Origin of the sequence: Dorea sp. 210702-DFI.3.17 (assembly GCF_020560825.1) — a bacterium.
Taxonomy (GTDB): domain Bacteria; phylum Bacillota; class Clostridia; order Lachnospirales; family Lachnospiraceae; genus Dorea; species Dorea formicigenerans.
Genome location: NZ_JAJCNB010000001.1, coordinates 412,442 through 430,736, shown reverse-complemented (window position 1 = coordinate 430,736; position 18,295 = coordinate 412,442). Strand labels below are relative to the sequence as shown.

The 18,295-nt window shown below is 42.1% G+C and carries 15 protein-coding genes; 14 read left to right on the top strand and 1 reads right to left on the bottom strand.

Translation table 11 applies throughout. The features are described 5' to 3' along the window. Positions 1 to 9 precede the first annotated feature (9 nt). From LI149_RS02130 to LI149_RS02110, 5 genes are all read left to right on the top strand, one after another. Positions 10 to 2,229: a hypothetical protein gene (locus LI149_RS02130; RefSeq protein ID WP_227078358.1), complete on the top strand. Its 2,220-nt coding sequence runs from the start codon at positions 10 to 12 to the stop codon at positions 2,227 to 2,229. Between the two features lie 386 nt (positions 2,230 to 2,615). Continuing rightward, positions 2,616 to 3,449 (top strand): Rpn family recombination-promoting nuclease/putative transposase, encoded by an 834-nt coding sequence (locus LI149_RS02125; RefSeq protein WP_227078359.1) that lies wholly within the window; start codon positions 2,616 to 2,618, stop codon positions 3,447 to 3,449. 164 nt (positions 3,450 to 3,613) lie between these two features. Beyond that, entirely contained in the window at positions 3,614 to 4,381 is a 768-nt protein-coding gene (locus LI149_RS02120) for a class I SAM-dependent methyltransferase (protein ID WP_118447122.1), read from the top strand. A gap of 8 nt (positions 4,382 to 4,389) precedes the next feature. Next, positions 4,390 to 5,268: an Hsp33 family molecular chaperone HslO gene (hslO, locus tag LI149_RS02115; RefSeq protein WP_227078397.1), complete on the top strand. Its 879-nt coding sequence runs from the start codon at positions 4,390 to 4,392 to the stop codon at positions 5,266 to 5,268. 107 nt (positions 5,269 to 5,375) lie between these two features. Further along, positions 5,376 to 7,295 carry an NAD(+) synthase gene (locus tag LI149_RS02110; RefSeq protein WP_227078360.1) on the top strand — a complete coding sequence of 640 codons (1,920 nt, stop codon included), beginning with the start codon at positions 5,376 to 5,378 and terminating at the stop codon, positions 7,293 to 7,295. Positions 7,296 to 7,394: 99 nt separating this feature from the next. Here the strand turns inward: LI149_RS02110 and LI149_RS02105 are convergent, their stop codons facing one another. Continuing rightward, the gene (locus tag LI149_RS02105; protein WP_005331537.1) at positions 7,395 to 8,069 is read right to left on the bottom strand and encodes a S1 RNA-binding domain-containing protein; all 675 of its coding nucleotides are present in this window, start codon (positions 8,067 to 8,069) and stop codon (positions 7,395 to 7,397) included. 219 nt (positions 8,070 to 8,288) lie between these two features. On the opposite strand from LI149_RS02105, the gene LI149_RS02100 reads away from it, so the two are divergent. The 9 genes from LI149_RS02100 (at position 8,289) to dnaJ (ending at position 18,287) form a co-directional block, all read left to right on the top strand. Beyond that, complete coding sequence (locus tag LI149_RS02100; RefSeq protein WP_227142917.1) at positions 8,289 to 9,938, top strand: putative manganese-dependent inorganic diphosphatase; 1,650 nt, start codon at positions 8,289 to 8,291, stop codon at positions 9,936 to 9,938. Between the two features lie 15 nt (positions 9,939 to 9,953). Further along, positions 9,954 to 10,541 carry a flavin reductase family protein gene (locus LI149_RS02095; protein WP_005331528.1) on the top strand — a complete coding sequence of 196 codons (588 nt, stop codon included), beginning with the start codon at positions 9,954 to 9,956 and terminating at the stop codon, positions 10,539 to 10,541. Positions 10,542 to 10,604: 63 nt separating this feature from the next. Next, a complete protein-coding gene (locus tag LI149_RS02090; protein ID WP_227142916.1) occupies positions 10,605 to 11,375 on the top strand; it encodes a polysaccharide deacetylase family protein in 771 nt (256 codons plus the stop codon). A gap of 42 nt (positions 11,376 to 11,417) precedes the next feature. Further along, positions 11,418 to 12,737 carry a replication-associated recombination protein A gene (locus LI149_RS02085; protein ID WP_005331524.1) on the top strand — a complete coding sequence of 440 codons (1,320 nt, stop codon included), beginning with the start codon at positions 11,418 to 11,420 and terminating at the stop codon, positions 12,735 to 12,737. Between the two features lie 106 nt (positions 12,738 to 12,843). Next, positions 12,844 to 13,137, top strand: coding sequence for a hypothetical protein (locus LI149_RS02080; RefSeq protein ID WP_005331523.1), 294 nt, complete (start codon positions 12,844 to 12,846; stop codon positions 13,135 to 13,137). Between the two features lie 256 nt (positions 13,138 to 13,393). Continuing rightward, complete coding sequence (hrcA, locus tag LI149_RS02075; RefSeq protein ID WP_117613201.1) at positions 13,394 to 14,437, top strand: heat-inducible transcriptional repressor HrcA; 1,044 nt, start codon at positions 13,394 to 13,396, stop codon at positions 14,435 to 14,437. Between the two features lie 17 nt (positions 14,438 to 14,454). Continuing rightward, the gene (gene grpE / locus LI149_RS02070) at positions 14,455 to 15,090 is read left to right on the top strand and encodes a nucleotide exchange factor GrpE (protein WP_227142915.1); all 636 of its coding nucleotides are present in this window, start codon (positions 14,455 to 14,457) and stop codon (positions 15,088 to 15,090) included. Positions 15,091 to 15,103: 13 nt separating this feature from the next. Further along, positions 15,104 to 16,981, top strand: a complete 1,878-nt coding sequence (dnaK, locus tag LI149_RS02065) for a molecular chaperone DnaK (RefSeq protein WP_005331515.1) — start codon at positions 15,104 to 15,106, stop codon at positions 16,979 to 16,981. Between the two features lie 115 nt (positions 16,982 to 17,096). Then, positions 17,097 to 18,287 (top strand): molecular chaperone DnaJ, encoded by a 1,191-nt coding sequence (dnaJ, locus tag LI149_RS02060; RefSeq protein WP_168934072.1) that lies wholly within the window; start codon positions 17,097 to 17,099, stop codon positions 18,285 to 18,287. The last annotated feature ends 8 nt before the right edge of the window (positions 18,288 to 18,295 follow it).

Sequence of the window (18,295 nt, the reverse complement as noted above, 5' to 3'; positions counted from 1 at the left end):
GGGATCACTATGAACGGAAATAAAAAAATCGCAAAAAAAATTGTAGCAGGATCTATGGCTGTCATGATGGCTGCCGGACTTGCCGGAACATATGAATATCACAATAATGTCATGCAGGTACAGGCAGCAGAGCAAAAGGACAAAGACACTCAGGAATTAAAAGAGACTGCGGAAAATGTATTGGCAGACCACGCAACAGATTCTGAGGATACAGGATTTTCAAAAGAGGAATCTGTGTATGTAAAAGCAGATGCAAGTGGAAATGTAAAGAAAACGACGGTATCTGAATGGCTGAAAAATCCGGAAAAAGGAACCATTTCTGACACATCTGAATTGAAAGATATTAAAAATGTAAAAGGTGACGAAACATTTGAGACAGGAAGCAACAACAACGTAAGCTGGAAGTCTGAAGGAAATGACATTTACTATCAGGGAACAATAGATAAAGAGCTCCCGGTAGATGTGAAAGTATCCTACAAACTGGACGGAAAGAGCATTTCCCCGAAAGATCTGAAAGGTAAAAGCGGAAAGGTTGAGATTCAGTTTAGCTATGACAACAAATCAAAACAGACTGTCAATGTAAATGGTGAAGATGTAGAAATGTACACACCATTTACCATGGTCAGTGCAATGATGCTTTCCTCTGATGAGTACAGCAATGTGTCTGTTGAAAATGGAAAACTTATTTCTGACGGAGATAAAAATATTGTAGTCGGAGTTGCATTCCCGGGACTTGCAAATGATCTGAATCTGAAAGATCTGGATATGGACATTGATATTCCGGAGACAGTAACAATTACAGCAGATGTCAAAGATGCAACAGTCGGAACAAGTATTACAATGGCTTCCGCAGAGCTGATGAATGAATTCGGACTGGACGACATCGACAGCTTTGATGACTTGCAGGATTCTATTGACGATCTTGAAGACGCAACAAATCAGTTGGTAGACGGTTCTAAAGAAGCAGCCGATGGCTCAAAAGAACTGGCAGATGGAGCCGGAACATTGAATGACGGAGCCGGAACACTGGCAAGTGGAGCCGGAACACTGGCGGACGGTGTGAATACATTGAATGAAAAGAGTGGAACACTGGTCAGTGGAGTGAACACACTGGCAAGCGGAGTGCAGGCTTATACGGGCGGAGTAGAAGAAATCTATGCCGGAAGTAATGACCTGGTTTCAGGAGCACAGGCATTGGCAAGTGGAGCTGATACATTAAATACGAACATAGCATCAGCAGCTGATGGTGCAAACAGCCTTGTTGCAGGCGCACAATCTTTAAAAAATGGATTGAAAACGGCAAAAGATACGCTGGATGAAGGTGTTAAGGTGTTAAATAATGTTACAGAAGAGAATATTAAAAACAGTGTGACAGCAACCGTAAGTACAGATAAAGTGACAGCATCTGTAAATAAACCAGAAGTAGCAGCTATTGTCAATCAGCACATTGATGAAAATACAACAGCAGAAGAAAAAGAAGCAATAACAAAGGCTGTTGAAGATGCACTGGAGCAATGTACTGCAAGTGTAGATAAAGACAGCATTGAAGTGGAAAAAACAGTAAATGGTAATGCTCAATTGATTACACAAAGTGTAAAAGGGGCGCAGGATTATATGAATGGAGTAGGTACTTCTCTTACTCAAAGTTCTGGCTCTAAGGAACAGCCAAGTGTTTGGGATGGCGTGAATGGTATTGAATCTGGAGCGTCTACATTAGCTGGATATTTAGGATTGGGAGACGGCAAAACATTGACAATTGGTACAGGAGCAGCAGGTCTGGCAAGTGGAAGCAAAAAACTATTGGCTGGAACTCAAAAACTTCAGGCAGGAGCATCGCAGCTCCATGACAACAGTGCACCGCTTATGGCTGGTGTTACTTCCTTAAAAGACGGTGGTTCCCAGCTTGCAAGTGGTGTTAGCCAGTTAGCAAGTGGTGCTAATCAGGTTGCTGACGGAGCCGGAACATTATCTAACGGAACTCAGACATTATTAGACGGAGCGAACACCTTAGCGGATGGAAACCAGACTCTGGCAGACGGAATGCAGGAATACAAAGAAGAGGCAATTGATAAACTGACAGATCTCTTCAATGGAGATATTAGTGGTGTGACAGATCGAATTGATGCAATGACTAACCTTGCAAAAGAATACAAATCATTTGCAGGAATCAGTGACGGAGTATCCGGAACAACAAAATTTATCATCGAGACAGAAGGTATCGACGACTAGTTATTTCTTTATTACAAATGTAAAGAAAAATAAACAAACACAGGGCGGGAGTGAAATGACTTCCGTCCTGTTCAATCTTATTTCTTAAGGAAAAGATAAGAAAATATTTCTTGAGATTATCACATGACTATGCGATTCTATCTACACGCAGACGATGGTTCTAATTATCTGCAAAGTATCTATATTAATTTCATTCATTTTCGGAGCCGGAAGAATCGGCAGTAATTCCCAAAGTGATGATAAGCAGACAGATAAATGAAGTTAAAAAATGATGTGAAATTATCTTCATATACTGGAATATACTGAAAGTATATGTTAATCTATAAGTAGAAATCATAGCATTTTCTTTTGAACAGACATTTATCTGCAAAAAGAAAGGAGAAGCTATGTCAACAAAAGAGAAGAGAAAATTGAAAGACCTGAACCTGTTGGATAAGTTCCTGTTTGATGAAGCGATGGAAGATGAGGAAAATATGAAGACACTTCTGGATATCATTCTGGGACAGAATACGCATCTGAAACAGCCGCCCCAGACGGAGAAGGAGTGCAGAAGTTCTTTAGAAAAACGTCAGATAAGATTAGATGTTTACACTATCGATGAAGATGATGTGGTGTATGATACAGAACCACAAAAGACAAACACGAAAAATCTTCCAAAACGAAGCCGGTTATATCAGGGAATGATAGACAGCCGTTTGTTACCGCCGGGGTGCATTGATTTTAATTTGCTAAATCCTGTGGTAATTATAATGATTATGCCATTTGACTTATTTGGATATGAGTTATATCGCTATACATTCAAAATGCAATGTGAGGAAGTTCCGGAACTGGAACTGGGGGATGATGCAACGAGAATCTTCCTGAATAGCCATGGAAAACATCCGGAGTTAGTCAGCCAGGAGTTGATTGAACTTTTGGAATACATGGAGAAATCTACAGATGCAGTAGCGGAGGAATGTGAAAGTGAACGGATACATCAGATGCATGAGCGTGTCACCAGGTTAAAGGGCAACAAAGAAATGGAGATAAAGTTTATGCAGAAGTGGGAAGAAAAAGAAATGGAAAGGCAGGAAGCATATGCGGAAGGTGAACGTGCTGGAGAGGCGCGAATTAACAAACTGATCATGTATTTGCTTGAGCAGGGGCGCAATGAAGACTTGGCAAAAGCAGCAGCGAATTCCGAGTATCAGGCGAAGCTTTTAAAAGAACTGGGGCTGTAGACGACATGTTCAATGTATATACTAGTAGTTTTCGATAGTTTTCAGAAGTAAAATCTGCATTGTTTACTAGTTGGCATATCCGGAAAAATAAGATATAATGGACGATGGTAACGGATGCGCTACCTGGAATATGATACGAAAGTATAGAAGGAGTCTTTCTGAATATGGAAGCTTATACGAGTTTTGCGAGGGTATATGATACCTTCATGGATAATGTGCCGTATAAAGAGTGGGCGGATTATCTGGGAAAAATATTAAAGGAATATGGAATTGATGACGGGCTTGTTCTGGATCTTGGCTGTGGAACTGGAAACATGACAGAAATGCTGGCTTCATCTGGTTATGATATGATCGGTGTGGATAATGCAGAAGAGATGCTGGAGATTGCCATGGAGAAGAAGGTCGAGAGTGGACATGATATTTTGTATCTTCTTCAGGATATGCGGGAATTTGAATTATACGGAACGGTCAGAGCGGTTATAAGTGCCTGCGATTCTGTGAACTATATTACGGACGATGAGGACCTGACGGAAGTTTTCCGGTTGGTGAATAATTATCTGGATCCGGAAGGGCTGTTTGTATTTGATTTTAATACGGAGTATAAGTATCGGGAGCTACTTGGAGAACAGACAATTGCAGAAGACCGTGAGGAATGCAGCTTTATCTGGGATAATTATTACGATGAAGACGAACGGATCAATGAATATGAACTGACTCTTTTTGTGCGGGACGAAGAACAACCACAGCTTTATCGTAAGTATCAGGAAGAACATTTTCAGAGAGCATATACGCTGGAGCAGATCAGACATATGCTTACTGAGGCAGGACTTGAATATGTAACTGCCTACGATGACTATACAAAAGAAAGTCCACATGACCGGAGTGAGAGAATCTGCGTAGTGGCAAGAGAACATGGGAAAGGATTGGCATAAGATAGATGATGGAAGATTATATTGTAAGAGCGACGGCAGCAGGAGGACAGATGCGTGCATTTGCTGCGACAACGAAAAACCTTGTAGAGTCTGCAAGAGTGCATCATAATACAAGCCCGGTTGCGACTGCGGCACTTGGAAGGACACTGACAGCAGGGGCAATCATGGGAAGTATGATGAAAAATGATACAGATATGCTGACACTTCAGATTCGTGGAGACGGCCCAATCGAGGGCATCACTGTAACTGCAGACAGCCATGCAAATGTAAAAGGATATGTTGGAAATCCGGACGTGATGCTTCCGCCAAAGAATGGCAAGCTGGACGTCGGAGGAGCAGTTGGTATCGGTCTTTTACAGGTGATTAAAGATATGGGACTGAAAGAGCCTTATGTGGGACAGACAATTCTTGTAAGCAGTGAGATTGCAGAAGATCTGACTTATTATTTTGCAAGTTCCGAGCAGGTACCTTCTTCAGTGGGACTTGGTGTTCTGATGAATAAAGATAATACTGTACGCTGTGCAGGTGGATTTATTATTCAGTTGATGCCATTTGCAACAGAAGAGACTATCAGCCAGTTGGAGAAGAATCTGAAGGATGTGACTTCTGTTACAGATTTTCTGGACAAGGGCTATACACCGGAGCAGATGTTAGAGAAACTGATCGGACATCTGGATCTTGAAATCACAGATACTATTCCAACACAGTTTTACTGTAATTGTTCTAAAGAACGTGTAGAGCAGGCAGTTGCAAGTATCGGAAAGAAAGACATTCAGGAAATGATCGATGAAGGAAAAGACATTGAAGTAAAATGTCATTTTTGCAATACGGCATATAACTATACAGTCGAAGACTTGAAGAACATTCTGAAAAGAAGTAAGAAATAATCAGGTGAATAGACCGGATAATAGAATAGTAGAGAGAGAATTGCGGTCAAATTTATGACCGCAATTCATTATAAGATATTAGATGTAAATTTATATGGAGGAAGATTATGAGACATGGTTTTATAAAAGTCGCGGCAGCAACACCGGATATCCGGGTAGCGGATGTGGATTACAATAAAGGGCAGATTATAAAGCAGATGGATGAGGCAGCAGAAGCAGGTGCCAAGATTATTGTATTTCCGGAGCTTTGTATTACAGGATATACATGCAGTGATCTTTTCCTTCAGGATATTTTATTAAATAGTGCGAAAAAAGCACTTGTAGAAATTGCAGAACATACAAAAAATCTGGATGCGCTTGTGTTTGTGGGAGTCCCTATTGCAGTTGGCGGGGAACTTTATAATGTAGCAGCGGCTTTGAACCATGGAAATATATTAGGTTTCACAACGAAGAGCTTTCTGCCCAATTATGGGGAATTCTATGAGATGCGCCAGTTCCGTCCGGGACCGAAAAAAGCAGAGAAAATTCTGTTTGGCGGAAAAGAGATTCCATTTGGACCCCAGCTTTTATTTGTGGAAAATCAGATGGCTAATCTGATCGTGTCAGCAGAAATCTGTGAGGACGTGTGGTCACCAGTTCCACCGAGCATTGAGGCGGCAAGAGAGGGAGCGACTGTGATCGTTAACTGTTCGGCCAGTGATGAGACGATTGGAAAGGCTTCTTACCGGGAGGCATTAATTTCTGGGCAGTCTGCAAGGCTGATCAGCGGGTATATCTACGCCAACGCAGGAGAAGGTGAATCGACTACAGATCTTGTATTTGGCGGACATAATCTGATCGCGGAAAATGGAACGATTCTGGCAGAGGCGAAGAGATTTTCGAACGGGATTATTTATACAGAATTTGATGTACAGAAAATTGCGAATGAACGCAGAAAAAATACGACATTTACAGAGACACAGGAACATGTACTTCCGAGGATTCCGTTTGGATTAGAACAGACAGAAACTATTCTTACAAGAACATTTCCGTCCAGACCATTCGTTCCTCGTGATGATCAGGAGAGGGCAAAGCGCTGTGAGGAGATTTTAACAATTCAGGCGATGGGACTGAAAAAGCGGCTTGCACATACTCATGCAAAAAGTGCAGTAGTTGGAATATCCGGAGGTCTGGATTCTACATTGGCACTGCTTGTGACAGCCAAGGCATTTGATGCACTGGGACTTGAGCGCAGCGGTATTACGGCAGTCACCATGCCGTGTTTTGGAACGACAGACAGAACGTATCAGAATGCATGTAAAATGTCTCTGAAAGTCGGAGCAACTCTGAGAGAAGTCAGGATCGGTGATGCAGTCATGCAGCATTTTAAAGACATCGGACATGACCCACAAGACCACAGCGTAACTTATGAAAATTCACAGGCGAGGGAGCGGACACAGGTGCTTATGGACATTGCCAATCAAACTGGAGGACTTGTAATCGGAACCGGAGATATGTCAGAACTGGCACTTGGCTGGGCGACCTACAATGGAGATCATATGTCTATGTACGGAGTAAATGCTTCCGTGCCAAAGACGCTGGTCAGACATCTGGTTCATTATTATGCAGACACTTGTGAGGATCCATCATTGAAAGAAGTGCTTTATGATGTGCTTGATACGCCGGTAAGCCCGGAGCTTCTGCCGCCAAAAGACGGTGAAATCGCGCAGAAGACAGAAGATCTTGTAGGGCCATATGAACTTCATGACTTTTTCCTGTATTATTTCCTGAGAATGGGATATGAGCCAGGAAAGATTTACCGGATTGCGAAGCTTTCCTTTGCCGGGGAGTATGACGACGAGACAATTTATAAATGGCTTCGTACATTTTGCTGGAGATTCTTTTCACAGCAGTTTAAGAGGTCCTGCCTGCCGGACGGTCCGAAGGTCGGAACAGTCGCTTTATCTCCGAGAGGCGACTGGAGAATGCCAAGTGATGCGTGTGTAGCATTGTGGATACAGAATCTTGAAAAAGAAGCGGGAAAATAACGTCTATAAAGGTAATAAGAGATCAAAAAAAGGAACATCGCCGAATTATAAAGATTACGGGAATGTTCCTTTTTTAGTTTTGCAAGTAAATGAAAAGTTTTATAATTGGATGTTCTTGAAAAGATCGCCAAGGCTTGTTCCGATGTCTTCGCTCTTTGGAATCTCGACCTTAACTTCTTCCTCCTCCTGGATGGCTTCCTCAAGAGCTTTCATGCTCAGGCTGATCTTGCCATCTTTGACACCGATGACTTTGACCTGAACTTCATCACCTACATTCAGGACATCTTTTGGGAATTTGATACGTTTCTGGCTTATCTGGGAAACGTGTACAAGTCCGGAAAGTCCGTCTTCCAGACGTACAAATGCACCGTAGTTCTGGAGGGATTCTACGGTTCCGGTAAGAACGCTTCCTACTTTGATGTTTGCAATTTTTTCTTCACGCTCTTTTTTCTCTTTTTCTTTGAGAAGTTCACGGGCGGAAAGTACCAGCCGGTTATTTGCCTGATCCACATCAATGACCTGAACTTCGATATCTTTTAACAGATAAGATTCCAGATCTTCGATATAGGATAAAGAAAGTCGGGAAGCAGGAATAAATCCACGGATTCCTTCTACCATTGCGATAGCACCGCCATTTACAATTCCTTCGATTTTTACAGGGAGCACAGTTCCTTTTTCGAGGTAGGACTGAACTACATTCCATGGATTTGCATCATCAAAATGATCTTCCAAATCTGCCATAGTTACATTTTCTTCGTTGAATTCTTCGCTCATAGTATATTCCTTCCTATCAGTAAAATTGTTGCTTTTAGTATAGCATAAATAAACTGCTTGTACAAAGAAAATTAACTATGTTAGAATATGTTGTAGAAAATAAGTAACAGTTCGAGTGAGATATACGAATTATTGGAAAAATGATGAGTATAGCCGGATGCAATCAGAAAAACCGATATGGACTGCTCGAATTAGCAAGAAGATTATAAGGTGATATATATGGGAAAGAGAAAAGAAAAGATTTATGTGATCGGACATAAGAATCCGGATACAGATTCTATCTGTTCCGCGATTGCCTATGCAGATCTGAGGCAGAAAGTAACCGGACAGGTTCATGAGGCAAAGCGGGCAGGACATGTGAATGATGAGACTGCTTATGTACTGGATCGTTTTGGGGTAGAGGCTCCCAAGCTTCTTACAGATGTCAGACTTCAAGTGAGAGATCTGGATATTCACGAGATGCCGGGGCTTAAGCCCAATGCGTCCATTCGTGATACATGGGAGCGTATGCGGCAGGAGCAGGCAAAGACACTGCCAATCGTGAAGGATGATGAGCTGGTAGGAGTTGTATCTACCGGAGATATTGCAAAATCTTATATGGATGTGTATGATAGTGAGATATTATCAAAAGCGAGAACCCAATATCGGAATATTGTCAAGACACTGGACGGTACAATGATAACAGGTAATGAGCATGGGTATTTTATGAGAGGAAAAGTAGCAATCGGAGCCTCAAGTCCGAATCTTATGGAAGAGTTTATTGAAAAGGACGATCTGGTGATATTAGGAGATCTTGAGGAAGCGCAGGCATGTGCCGTGAATATTGATGCCAGCTGTATGGTTATCTGCAAAGATGCAGAAGTTTCTCCGAAATTGATTCAGAAGGCAAAAGAACAGAGTATAGTGATCATTCAGACTCCGTATGATACATTTACGACAGCAAGACTGATTAATCAGAGCATTCCGGTGAAGTTTTATATGACCTCTGGACCACTGACTATGTTCCGGATGAATGATTATGTTGATGATATTAAAGATATTATGGCGAAAAAGCGTTTTCGCGATTTCCCGATTCTGGATCGTCATGGCAGATTTAAAGGATTCATTTCCAGACGTCGTTTCCTCGGTGCCAGCAAGAAAAAAGTAATCCTAGTGGATCATAACGAGCGGTCACAGGCAGTTGATGGAATTGAGGAAGCAGAAATCATTGAGATTATTGATCATCACAGACTTGGAGATATCGAGACAGTCAGCCCGATTACGTTCCGTAATCAGCCAGTGGGATGCACGGCGACGATTGTTAACCAGATGTATGAGGAGAATGAGATCGAAGTTCCAAGAGAGATTGCCGGGCTTTTATGTGGCGCAATTATTTCGGATACATTATTGTTCCGTTCACCGACCTGTACGCCGTTAGATGAAAGGACTGCGAAAAAACTGGCAAAAATTTCAGATATTGACCTGGAGCAGATGGCGCAGGAAATGTTCAATGCAGGAAGCAACTTGAAAGGCAAGAGTGCAGAGGATATCTGTTTCCAGGATTTCAAGCAGTTTACAGTCAACGACACGATATTTGGTGTAGGACAGATCACGTCCATGAGCAAAGAAGAACTGGCAGCTATTCGTGATATGATGACGGAGCATTTGCCAAAGGTACTGGAAGCACATAACCTGAATATGATTTATTTTATGCTGACAGATATTCTGGCAGAATCCACGGAGCTTTTGTGTGTGGGAACTGGTGCGAGAGGAATTGCCCTCAGCGCATTTGATCTTCCGGATAATGCAAAGAGTCTGATATTAAAAGGAGTTGTGTCCAGAAAGAAACAGCTGATACCAGTGCTGGTCGAGACCATGCAGCAGATGTAGAAAGGATAGCATACTATGGGAAAAGAATTATGGAAACCGGGGAATATGGTGTATCCGCTCCCGGCGGTTATGGTAAGTTGTGCGGACAAAGAAGGGCATGACAATATCATTACAATTGCATGGACAGGGACAATCTGTACAAATCCGGCAATGTTATATATATCCGTGCGTCCGACGAGATATTCTTATCATTTGATTAGGGAAAGCGGAGAATTTGTAGTGAACCTGACGACAAAAGATCTGGTAAAAGCGACGGATTGGTGCGGGGTGCGTTCAGGAAGAGATGTGGACAAATGGAGTGAAATGCATCTGACTCGCGGAAATGCTCAGACACTTATCTATGCTCCGATAATTGAGGAAAGCCCAGTCAATATTGAGTGTCAGGTCGTGAAAGTTGAAGAGTTGGGTTCACATCACATGTTTCTTGCAAAAGTGACCGGCGTGCAGGTGGATGACCGGTTCATGCAGGATAATGGAAAATTTGCACTGAACAAAACAGGACTTCTGGCATATTCCCACGGGGAATATTTTGATCTTGGAAAATCACTTGGAACATTTGGCTACAGTGTGAAAAAGAAGAAAAAGGTGAAAAAGAAAAAATAATAAAGCGCAGGATTTCATATATATAAAGAGACTGGTAGTGCAAAGGTAACAGGTCTCTTTATTATGAAAGAATGGAAATTAAAAAAAGTGATACAGATTCTTACAGCGTGTCTGGCAATGATAGTTGTTTTAAATGTTTCAGGAATTTCTATGAAAACAATGCAAACAATTGATATTAATAAGAAAGAATCAAAAACGAACAGACGAGATTCAAATCTGCAAATTGAGTCAGAAACACGGGAAACAATATCCCGGATTTTGAATGAGCAGATACAGACAGAGCTGCCTCAGATTGCCATTACATTTGATGACGGACCCAGTGTGTGCACACCGGCACTTCTTGACGGATTAAAAGAGAGAGGTGTGAAGGCAACATTTTTTCTAGTAGGAGAAAATGTTGAGACCTATCCGGATATTGTGAAACGAATCTATGAAGAAGGACATTTAATTGGAAATCACACGTATCATCATGTTGAGATTACGAAACTTTCTGATGAAGAAGCAATGTATGAAATTAACAAGACTGATGAGCTGATTGCGGCAATTACCGGACAGCGCGTGCAGTATATCCGTCCGCCCTTTGGAGTCTGGAAGAGAGAACTGGAGAATTATCTGGACGTATTACCTGTCATGTGGACGGTAGACCCTTTGGACTGGACTACGGAAAATATAGATGAAGTTGTGAATAAAGTAGTGCCGCAGGCGAAGGAGAATGATATTATTTTATTACATGATTGTTATAAATCATCGGTAGAGGCGGCGCTTCGGATCGTAGATCTTTTAAAGGCAGAAGGCTTTGAATTTGTGACAGTAGATAAACTGATTCTTGAGTAAGGAAAACCAGAAGAAATCAGGAAGAATGGAGATAGAAAAAGCATGGATTTGTTTGAATATGCAAGACAGAAAAATATGGATCAGGAGGCACCGCTGGCGTCCAGGCTTCGGCCGACAACGCTGGAGGAAGTGGTAGGACAGCAGCATATTATTGGAAAAGACAAGTTGTTGTACCGTGCAATCAAAGCAGATAAGTTAAGTTCTATTATCTTTTATGGGCCGCCGGGAACCGGTAAGACGACACTGGCGAAAGTGATTGCCCATACGACAAGTGCAGAATTCACCCAGATCAATGCAACGGTGGCAGGCAAGAAAGATATGGAAGAAGTGGTACAGAAAGCGAAAGAGACGCTGGGCATGTATCAGAAGAAGACCATTCTTTTTGTAGATGAGATTCATCGTTTTAACAAAGGACAGCAGGATTATCTGCTTCCATTTGTGGAGGACGGAACAATTATTCTGATTGGAGCTACCACGGAGAATCCTTATTTTGAGGTCAATGGAGCATTAATTTCCCGTTCCAGTATCTTTGAACTTCATCCGCTTGAAAAAGAAGATATCAAAACACTTTTGAAGCGGGCAGTCTATGATCAGGAAAAAGGTATGGGAAGCTATCATGCGGAAATTGACGAGGAAGCACTGGAGTTCCTTGCAGACATTGCAGGAGGAGATGCGAGAAATGCATTGAATGCTATTGAACTCGGGATTCTCACGACAGAGCGAAGTGCGGACGGAAAGATCCATATTACACTTGACGTGGCGTCCGAGTGTATTCAAAAACGTGTAGTGCGCTATGACAAGACAGGAGACAATCATTACGATACGATTTCTGCATTTATCAAAAGTATGAGGGGGTCAGACCCTGATGCGGCAGTATATTATCTTGCAAAAATGCTATATGCAGGGGAGGACGTGAAATTTATTGCCAGAAGGATCATGATCTGTGCATCGGAAGATGTTGGAAATGCAGATCCGATGGCGCTACAAGTGGCTGTGGCAGCAGCCCAGGCAGTAGAGCGGATCGGAATGCCGGAATCCCAGATCATTTTATCTCAGGCAGTGACATATGTGGCAACAGCACCAAAGAGTAATGCGGCAGTCAAAGCAATCAGTGCCGCTATGGAAAATGTAAGAAATTATAAAACTACGGTGCCGGCGCATTTGCAGGATGCTCATTATAAAGGTTCACAAAAACTTGGACATGGTGTGGGTTACAAGTATGCACATGATTATCCGAACCACTATGTGGAACAGCAATATATGCCTTCCGAAATCCAAAAAGCAAAATTTTATGAGCCGAGTGACAACGGACATGAAAAAGAAATAAAAGAATGGATGGAGTTTTTAAAGAAGAATTCATAGAAAAGCTTGAATTTTTTATAGAGAAAACGTATAATCGAAGCAGAATCTGTACTGTCGTCAGAAATGTGGCGCCAGAGTGTATGTTATTATCAGGAGGGAAAATAAAATGAAGGTATACGATTCAGTAAACAAAACAGAAGTAGAAGTAGACGGAACACAGGGACTTATCGACATTATGGTATCCGGACGTCAGGTAGACATTTATCTTAAAGGAGAGAAATCTGATGCAGATGGATATCTGACATGGGATGTTGAGCACTGGTCAAGCATTGACAAGCAGAGATTTATTCGCTGCTATTCTTACAAAGGAAAGGTTCTGACCGAGTCTACAGGACACAACATCTACGATTTACAGAACGACTTCAAGCCAGAAGAGGCAGAGAAGATCGAGTTAAGCTAATATAAAAAATCAAAGTAGCTGAAAACAAAAGAATTTAAATCTGTAATAAAAAAAGAAACTGACAGATGCAATTTTTCCCAATTGCATCTGTCAGTTTCTTTCGTATAATGGAAAGATTATTTTTCTTCATATTTATTTCACAAAAAAGTAAGAAATGTTGTTGACAAAAGTCAAATCGAGTGATACATTAATAGTCGAAAGGTGTTAGCACTCCAATATAATGAGTGCTAACAAATCCGAAAGAAGGAGGCATATGATGATTCAGGAACAGGAACTGAGCGAACGAAAATTAAAGATCCTTCAGGCAATCATTAAGAATTATCTGGAGACAGGCGAGCCGGTGGGTTCCAGAACAATTTCCAAGTACACGGATCTGAACTTAAGTTCAGCAACCATTCGTAATGAGATGGCGGATCTGGAAGAACTTGGATATATTTTACAGCCTCATACGTCTGCTGGACGTATTCCTTCGGACAAAGGCTACAGACTCTATGTAGATATGCTGATGGAGCAGAAAGAACAGGAACTAAGTGAGATGCAGGATCAGATGCTTGAGAAAGCAGATAAGATGGATCAGCTTCTGAAACAGGCAGCAAAAGTTCTGGCGAACAGTACGAACTATGCGACACTGGTTTCTTCACCGATGAATAATCGCAACCGGATTAAGTTCATACAGCTTACGATGGTTGATGAGGAACAGATGATTGCAGTGATCGTGCTTGATGGAAATGTGATCAAGAATAAGATCATACATGTAGATGAGCCAATCAACAATGAGAACTTGTTAAAACTCAACATGCTTCTGAACACAACACTTAATGGCATGTCTATAGAAGAGATTAATCTTGGACTGATCGCGAGACTGAAAGAAGGAGCCGGAATCCACAGCGAGGTTGTGGGGAATGTATTGGATGCAGTTGCAGAAGTTATTCAGGTCGATGAAGACATGCAGATCTACACAAGCGGTGCAACAAATATTTTTAAATATCCGGAACTCAGTGATAAGCAGAGTGCACAGGAAATTATCAGTGCATTCGAAGAAAAGCAGCAGCTTACAGATCTCGTTACGCAGACTTTATCCAATGAAGAGAACACAGGCATTCAGGTATATATCGGAGATGAGGCTCCGGTGAAGACTATGAAAGATTGCAGTGTTGTCACCGCCACTTATGAATTAGGGGACGGTGTAAAGGGAACGATAGGTATTATCGGACCGAAAAGAATGGATTATGAGAATGTGTTAAAGTCAATGAAGCGTCTCCAGAGTGAACTGGATCAGATGTTTCATAAAGAGGAATAGAAAGGTGGAATTGATCCTTGGAAGATAAAGAAAAGAAAAGTCAGGAAGATATGGTAAAAGAAGCCGTAGAAGAGGCAAAGAAAGAGGCAGAAGCTTCAAAAGATGAAGCAGAAGAAGCCAAGACAGAAGAAGCTTCTGAAGAACAGGAAGCAGGGACAGAGGATCAGACAGAAGAAAAAGCTTCAAAAAAATTCTTCGGCAAGAAGGATAAGAAAGACAAAAAGGACGAGAAGATTGAAGAACTGACAGACAGACTTACTCGTCAGATGGCAGAGTTTGATAACTTCCGCAAACGTACAGAAAAGGAGAAATCCCAGATGTACGAAGTAGGAGCGAAAGATATCATAGAGAAGATTCTCCCGGTGGTAGATAACTTCGAAAGAGGATTAGATGCAGTTTCGGAAGAGAAAAAAGAAGACCCGTTCATTCAGGGAATGGAAAAGGTCTACAAACAATTTATGACAGTTCTGGAGAGCGTTGAGGTTAAGCCGATAGAGGCGCTTGGCAATCAGTTCGATCCGAATTTCCATAATGCAGTGATGCATGTGGAAGATGAAAACTTCGGAGAGAATGAAGTCGCAGAAGAGTTCCAGAAAGGTTATATGTATCGTGACTCAGTAGTGAGACACAGTATGGTAAAGGTAGCAAATTAAGGAGGAATAGATCATGGGCAAAATTATTGGTATTGACTTAGGAACAACAAACAGCTGTGTAGCAGTTATGGAAGGTGGACAGCCAACAGTTATTGCAAATACAGAAGGAGCAAGAACAACACCATCAGTTGTAGCATTTACAAAGACAGGTGAGCGTCTTGTTGGTGAGCCTGCAAAACGTCAGGCAGTTACGAATGCAGAGAGAACAATCTCTTCTATTAAGAGAGAGATGGGATCTGATTACAGAGTAACAATCGATGATAAGAAATATTCTCCACAGGAGATTTCAGCTATGATCCTTCAGAAACTGAAAGCAGATGCAGAAGGATACTTAGGAGAGAAAGTAACAGAGGCTGTTATCACAGTACCTGCTTACTTCAACGATGCTCAGCGTCAGGCAACAAAAGATGCTGGTAAGATTGCAGGACTTGATGTAAAACGTATCATCAATGAGCCTACAGCAGCAGCACTTGCTTATGGACTTGACAATGAGAATGAGCAGAAAATCATGGTATATGACCTTGGTGGTGGTACATTTGATGTATCTGTTATTGAGATTGGTGATGGAGTTATCGAAGTATTATCAACAGCAGGTAACAACAGACTTGGTGGAGATGATTTCGATCAGAAGATTACGGACTACATGATTGCTGAGTTCAAGAAACAGGAAGGCGTTGACTTATCTACAGATAAGATGGCACTTCAGAGATTAAAAGAAGCTGCAGAGAAAGCGAAAAAAGAGCTGTCTTCCGCAACAACAACAAACATCAACCTTCCGTTCATCACAGCAACTGCTGAAGGACCGAAGCATTTTGATATGAATCTTACAAGAGCTAAATTCGATGAGCTGACACATGATCTTGTTATGAAGACATCTGAGCCGGTACAGAGAGCTCTGTCTGATGCAGGAATTACAGCATCTGAACTTGGTCAGGTACTTCTTGTTGGTGGATCAACACGTATCCCTGCTGTACAGGAAGAAGTAAAACGTCTGACAGGTAAAGAGCCAAGCAAATCTCTGAACCCAGATGAATGTGTAGCACTTGGAGCATCTGTTCAGGGTGGTAAACTTGCCGGAGATACAGGCGCTGGAGATATCCTTCTTCTTGATGTAACACCATTGTCACTGTCTATCGAGACTATGGGTGGAGTTGCTACAAGACTGATCGAGAGAAATACAACAATTCCTACAAAGAAGAGCCAGATTTTCTCAACAGCAGCAGATAACCAGACAGCTGTTGACATCAATGTTGTACAGGGTGAGAGACAGTTCGCAAAAGACAACAAGTCTCTCGGAAGATTCCAGCTTGATGGAATCGCACCAGCTCCAAGAGGAGTACCGCAGATTGAGGTTACATTCGATATCGATGCCAATGGTATCGTAAATGTATCTGCAAAAGACCTTGGAACAGGTAAAGAGCAGCACATCACAATTACAGCAGGATCTAACATGTCTGATGATGAGATTGATAAGGCTGTAAAAGAGGCTGCAGCATTTGAGGCTCAAGATAAGAAACGTAAAGAGGGAATCGATACAAAGAATGAGGCAGACGCTTTAGTGTTCCAGACAGAGAAAGCTATCCAGGAAGTTGGAGATAAACTGGATGCTAACGATAAAGCTGGTGTAGAGGCTGACTGCAAAGCACTGAAAGAGATTCTTGAAAAAGTAAATATGGACGATATTACAGACGCTCAGATTGCTGAGATTAAAGCTGGTAAAGAGAAGCTTTCTGAAAGTGCTCAGAAACTGTTCACAAAGATGTATGAGCAGGCAGGAGCAGCTGCACAGGGAGCACAGGGAGCAGGTGCTCAGGCAGGACCAGAGGCAGGACCGGCACCAGACGGTTTCCAGGGAGACGATGTAGTAGACGGAGATTATAAAGAAGTCTAAAGCATAAAAAGGCGGAATAATACCGCATCGAATGCGAAGGCTGTTCCGCGGAATGTGACTGGATTTTAAGGAGGTCAGGTTTCGCGGAACTTCCTTTTGTTAAGGAGAGAAAGTAATGGCAGAAGCAAAGAGAGATTACTATGAGGTTCTCGGCGTCAGTAAGGATGTCGATGAAGCGACTTTGAAAAAGGCATATCGTAAAGTTGCCAAAAAGTATCATCCGGATATGAATCCGGGAGATGCAGAGGCGGAGAAGAAGTTTAAAGAAGCTTCGGAAGCATATGCTATACTTAGCGACCCTGAAAAAAGACGTCAGTATGATCAGTTTGGTCATGCAGCATTTGAAGGTGGAGCAGGAGGAGCCGGCGGATATGGCGGCTTTGATTTTAATGGCGCTGATTTTAGCGATATTTTCGGTGATATCTTTGGCGATATTTTTGGCGGTGGAAGAAGCAGAGGCCGCAGCCAGGGACCGATGAAGGGGGCAAGCATCCGCAAGACTGTAAGAATTTCTTTTGAAGAAGCGGTATTTGGATGTGAGAAGGAACTTGATGTAATTTTAAAGGATCCATGCCCAAAATGTAATGGAACAGGTGTAAAACCAGGAACGACTCCGGAGACATGCTCAAAGTGCGGCGGAAAAGGTCAGGTTGTATACAGCCAGCAGTCACTGTTTGGTATGGTACAGAATGTACAGACTTGTCCGGATTGTCACGGAACTGGTAAGATTATTCGTGAGAAATGTCCGGATTGTGCCGGTACAGGATATATTTCCAGTAAGAAGAAGATTTCTGTCAAGATTCCGGCAGGAATTGATGACGGACAGAGTGTAAGAATTCGTGATAAAGGTGAACCGGGAGTGAATGGCGGACCAAGAGGAGATCTTCTTGTTCAGGTCACAGTATCCAGACACCCAATTTTTCAGCGTCAGGATGTACACATTTTCTCAACGGTTCCGATTTCCTTTGCACAGGCAGCACTTGGTGCAGATATCCGCATCAAGACAGTAGATGGAGAAGTTATCTACAATGTGAAACCAGGTACTAAGACAGATACGAAAGTGCGCTTGAAAGGAAAGGGTGTTCCATCACTTCGTAATCCGCAGGTTCGCGGTGATCACTATGTAACACTGGTGATCCAGACACCGGAGAAGTTGAGCCATGAGGCAAAAGAAGCACTTCGTAAGTTCGATGAACTGGCGGGAAATACACTAAATCAGGCAGGAAAAAATGACGGTGAGAAAGAAAAGCCGGAAAAGAAGAAAAAAGGATTTATGGATAAAGTAAAAGAAGCCTTTGATGATTAAGTTCATCA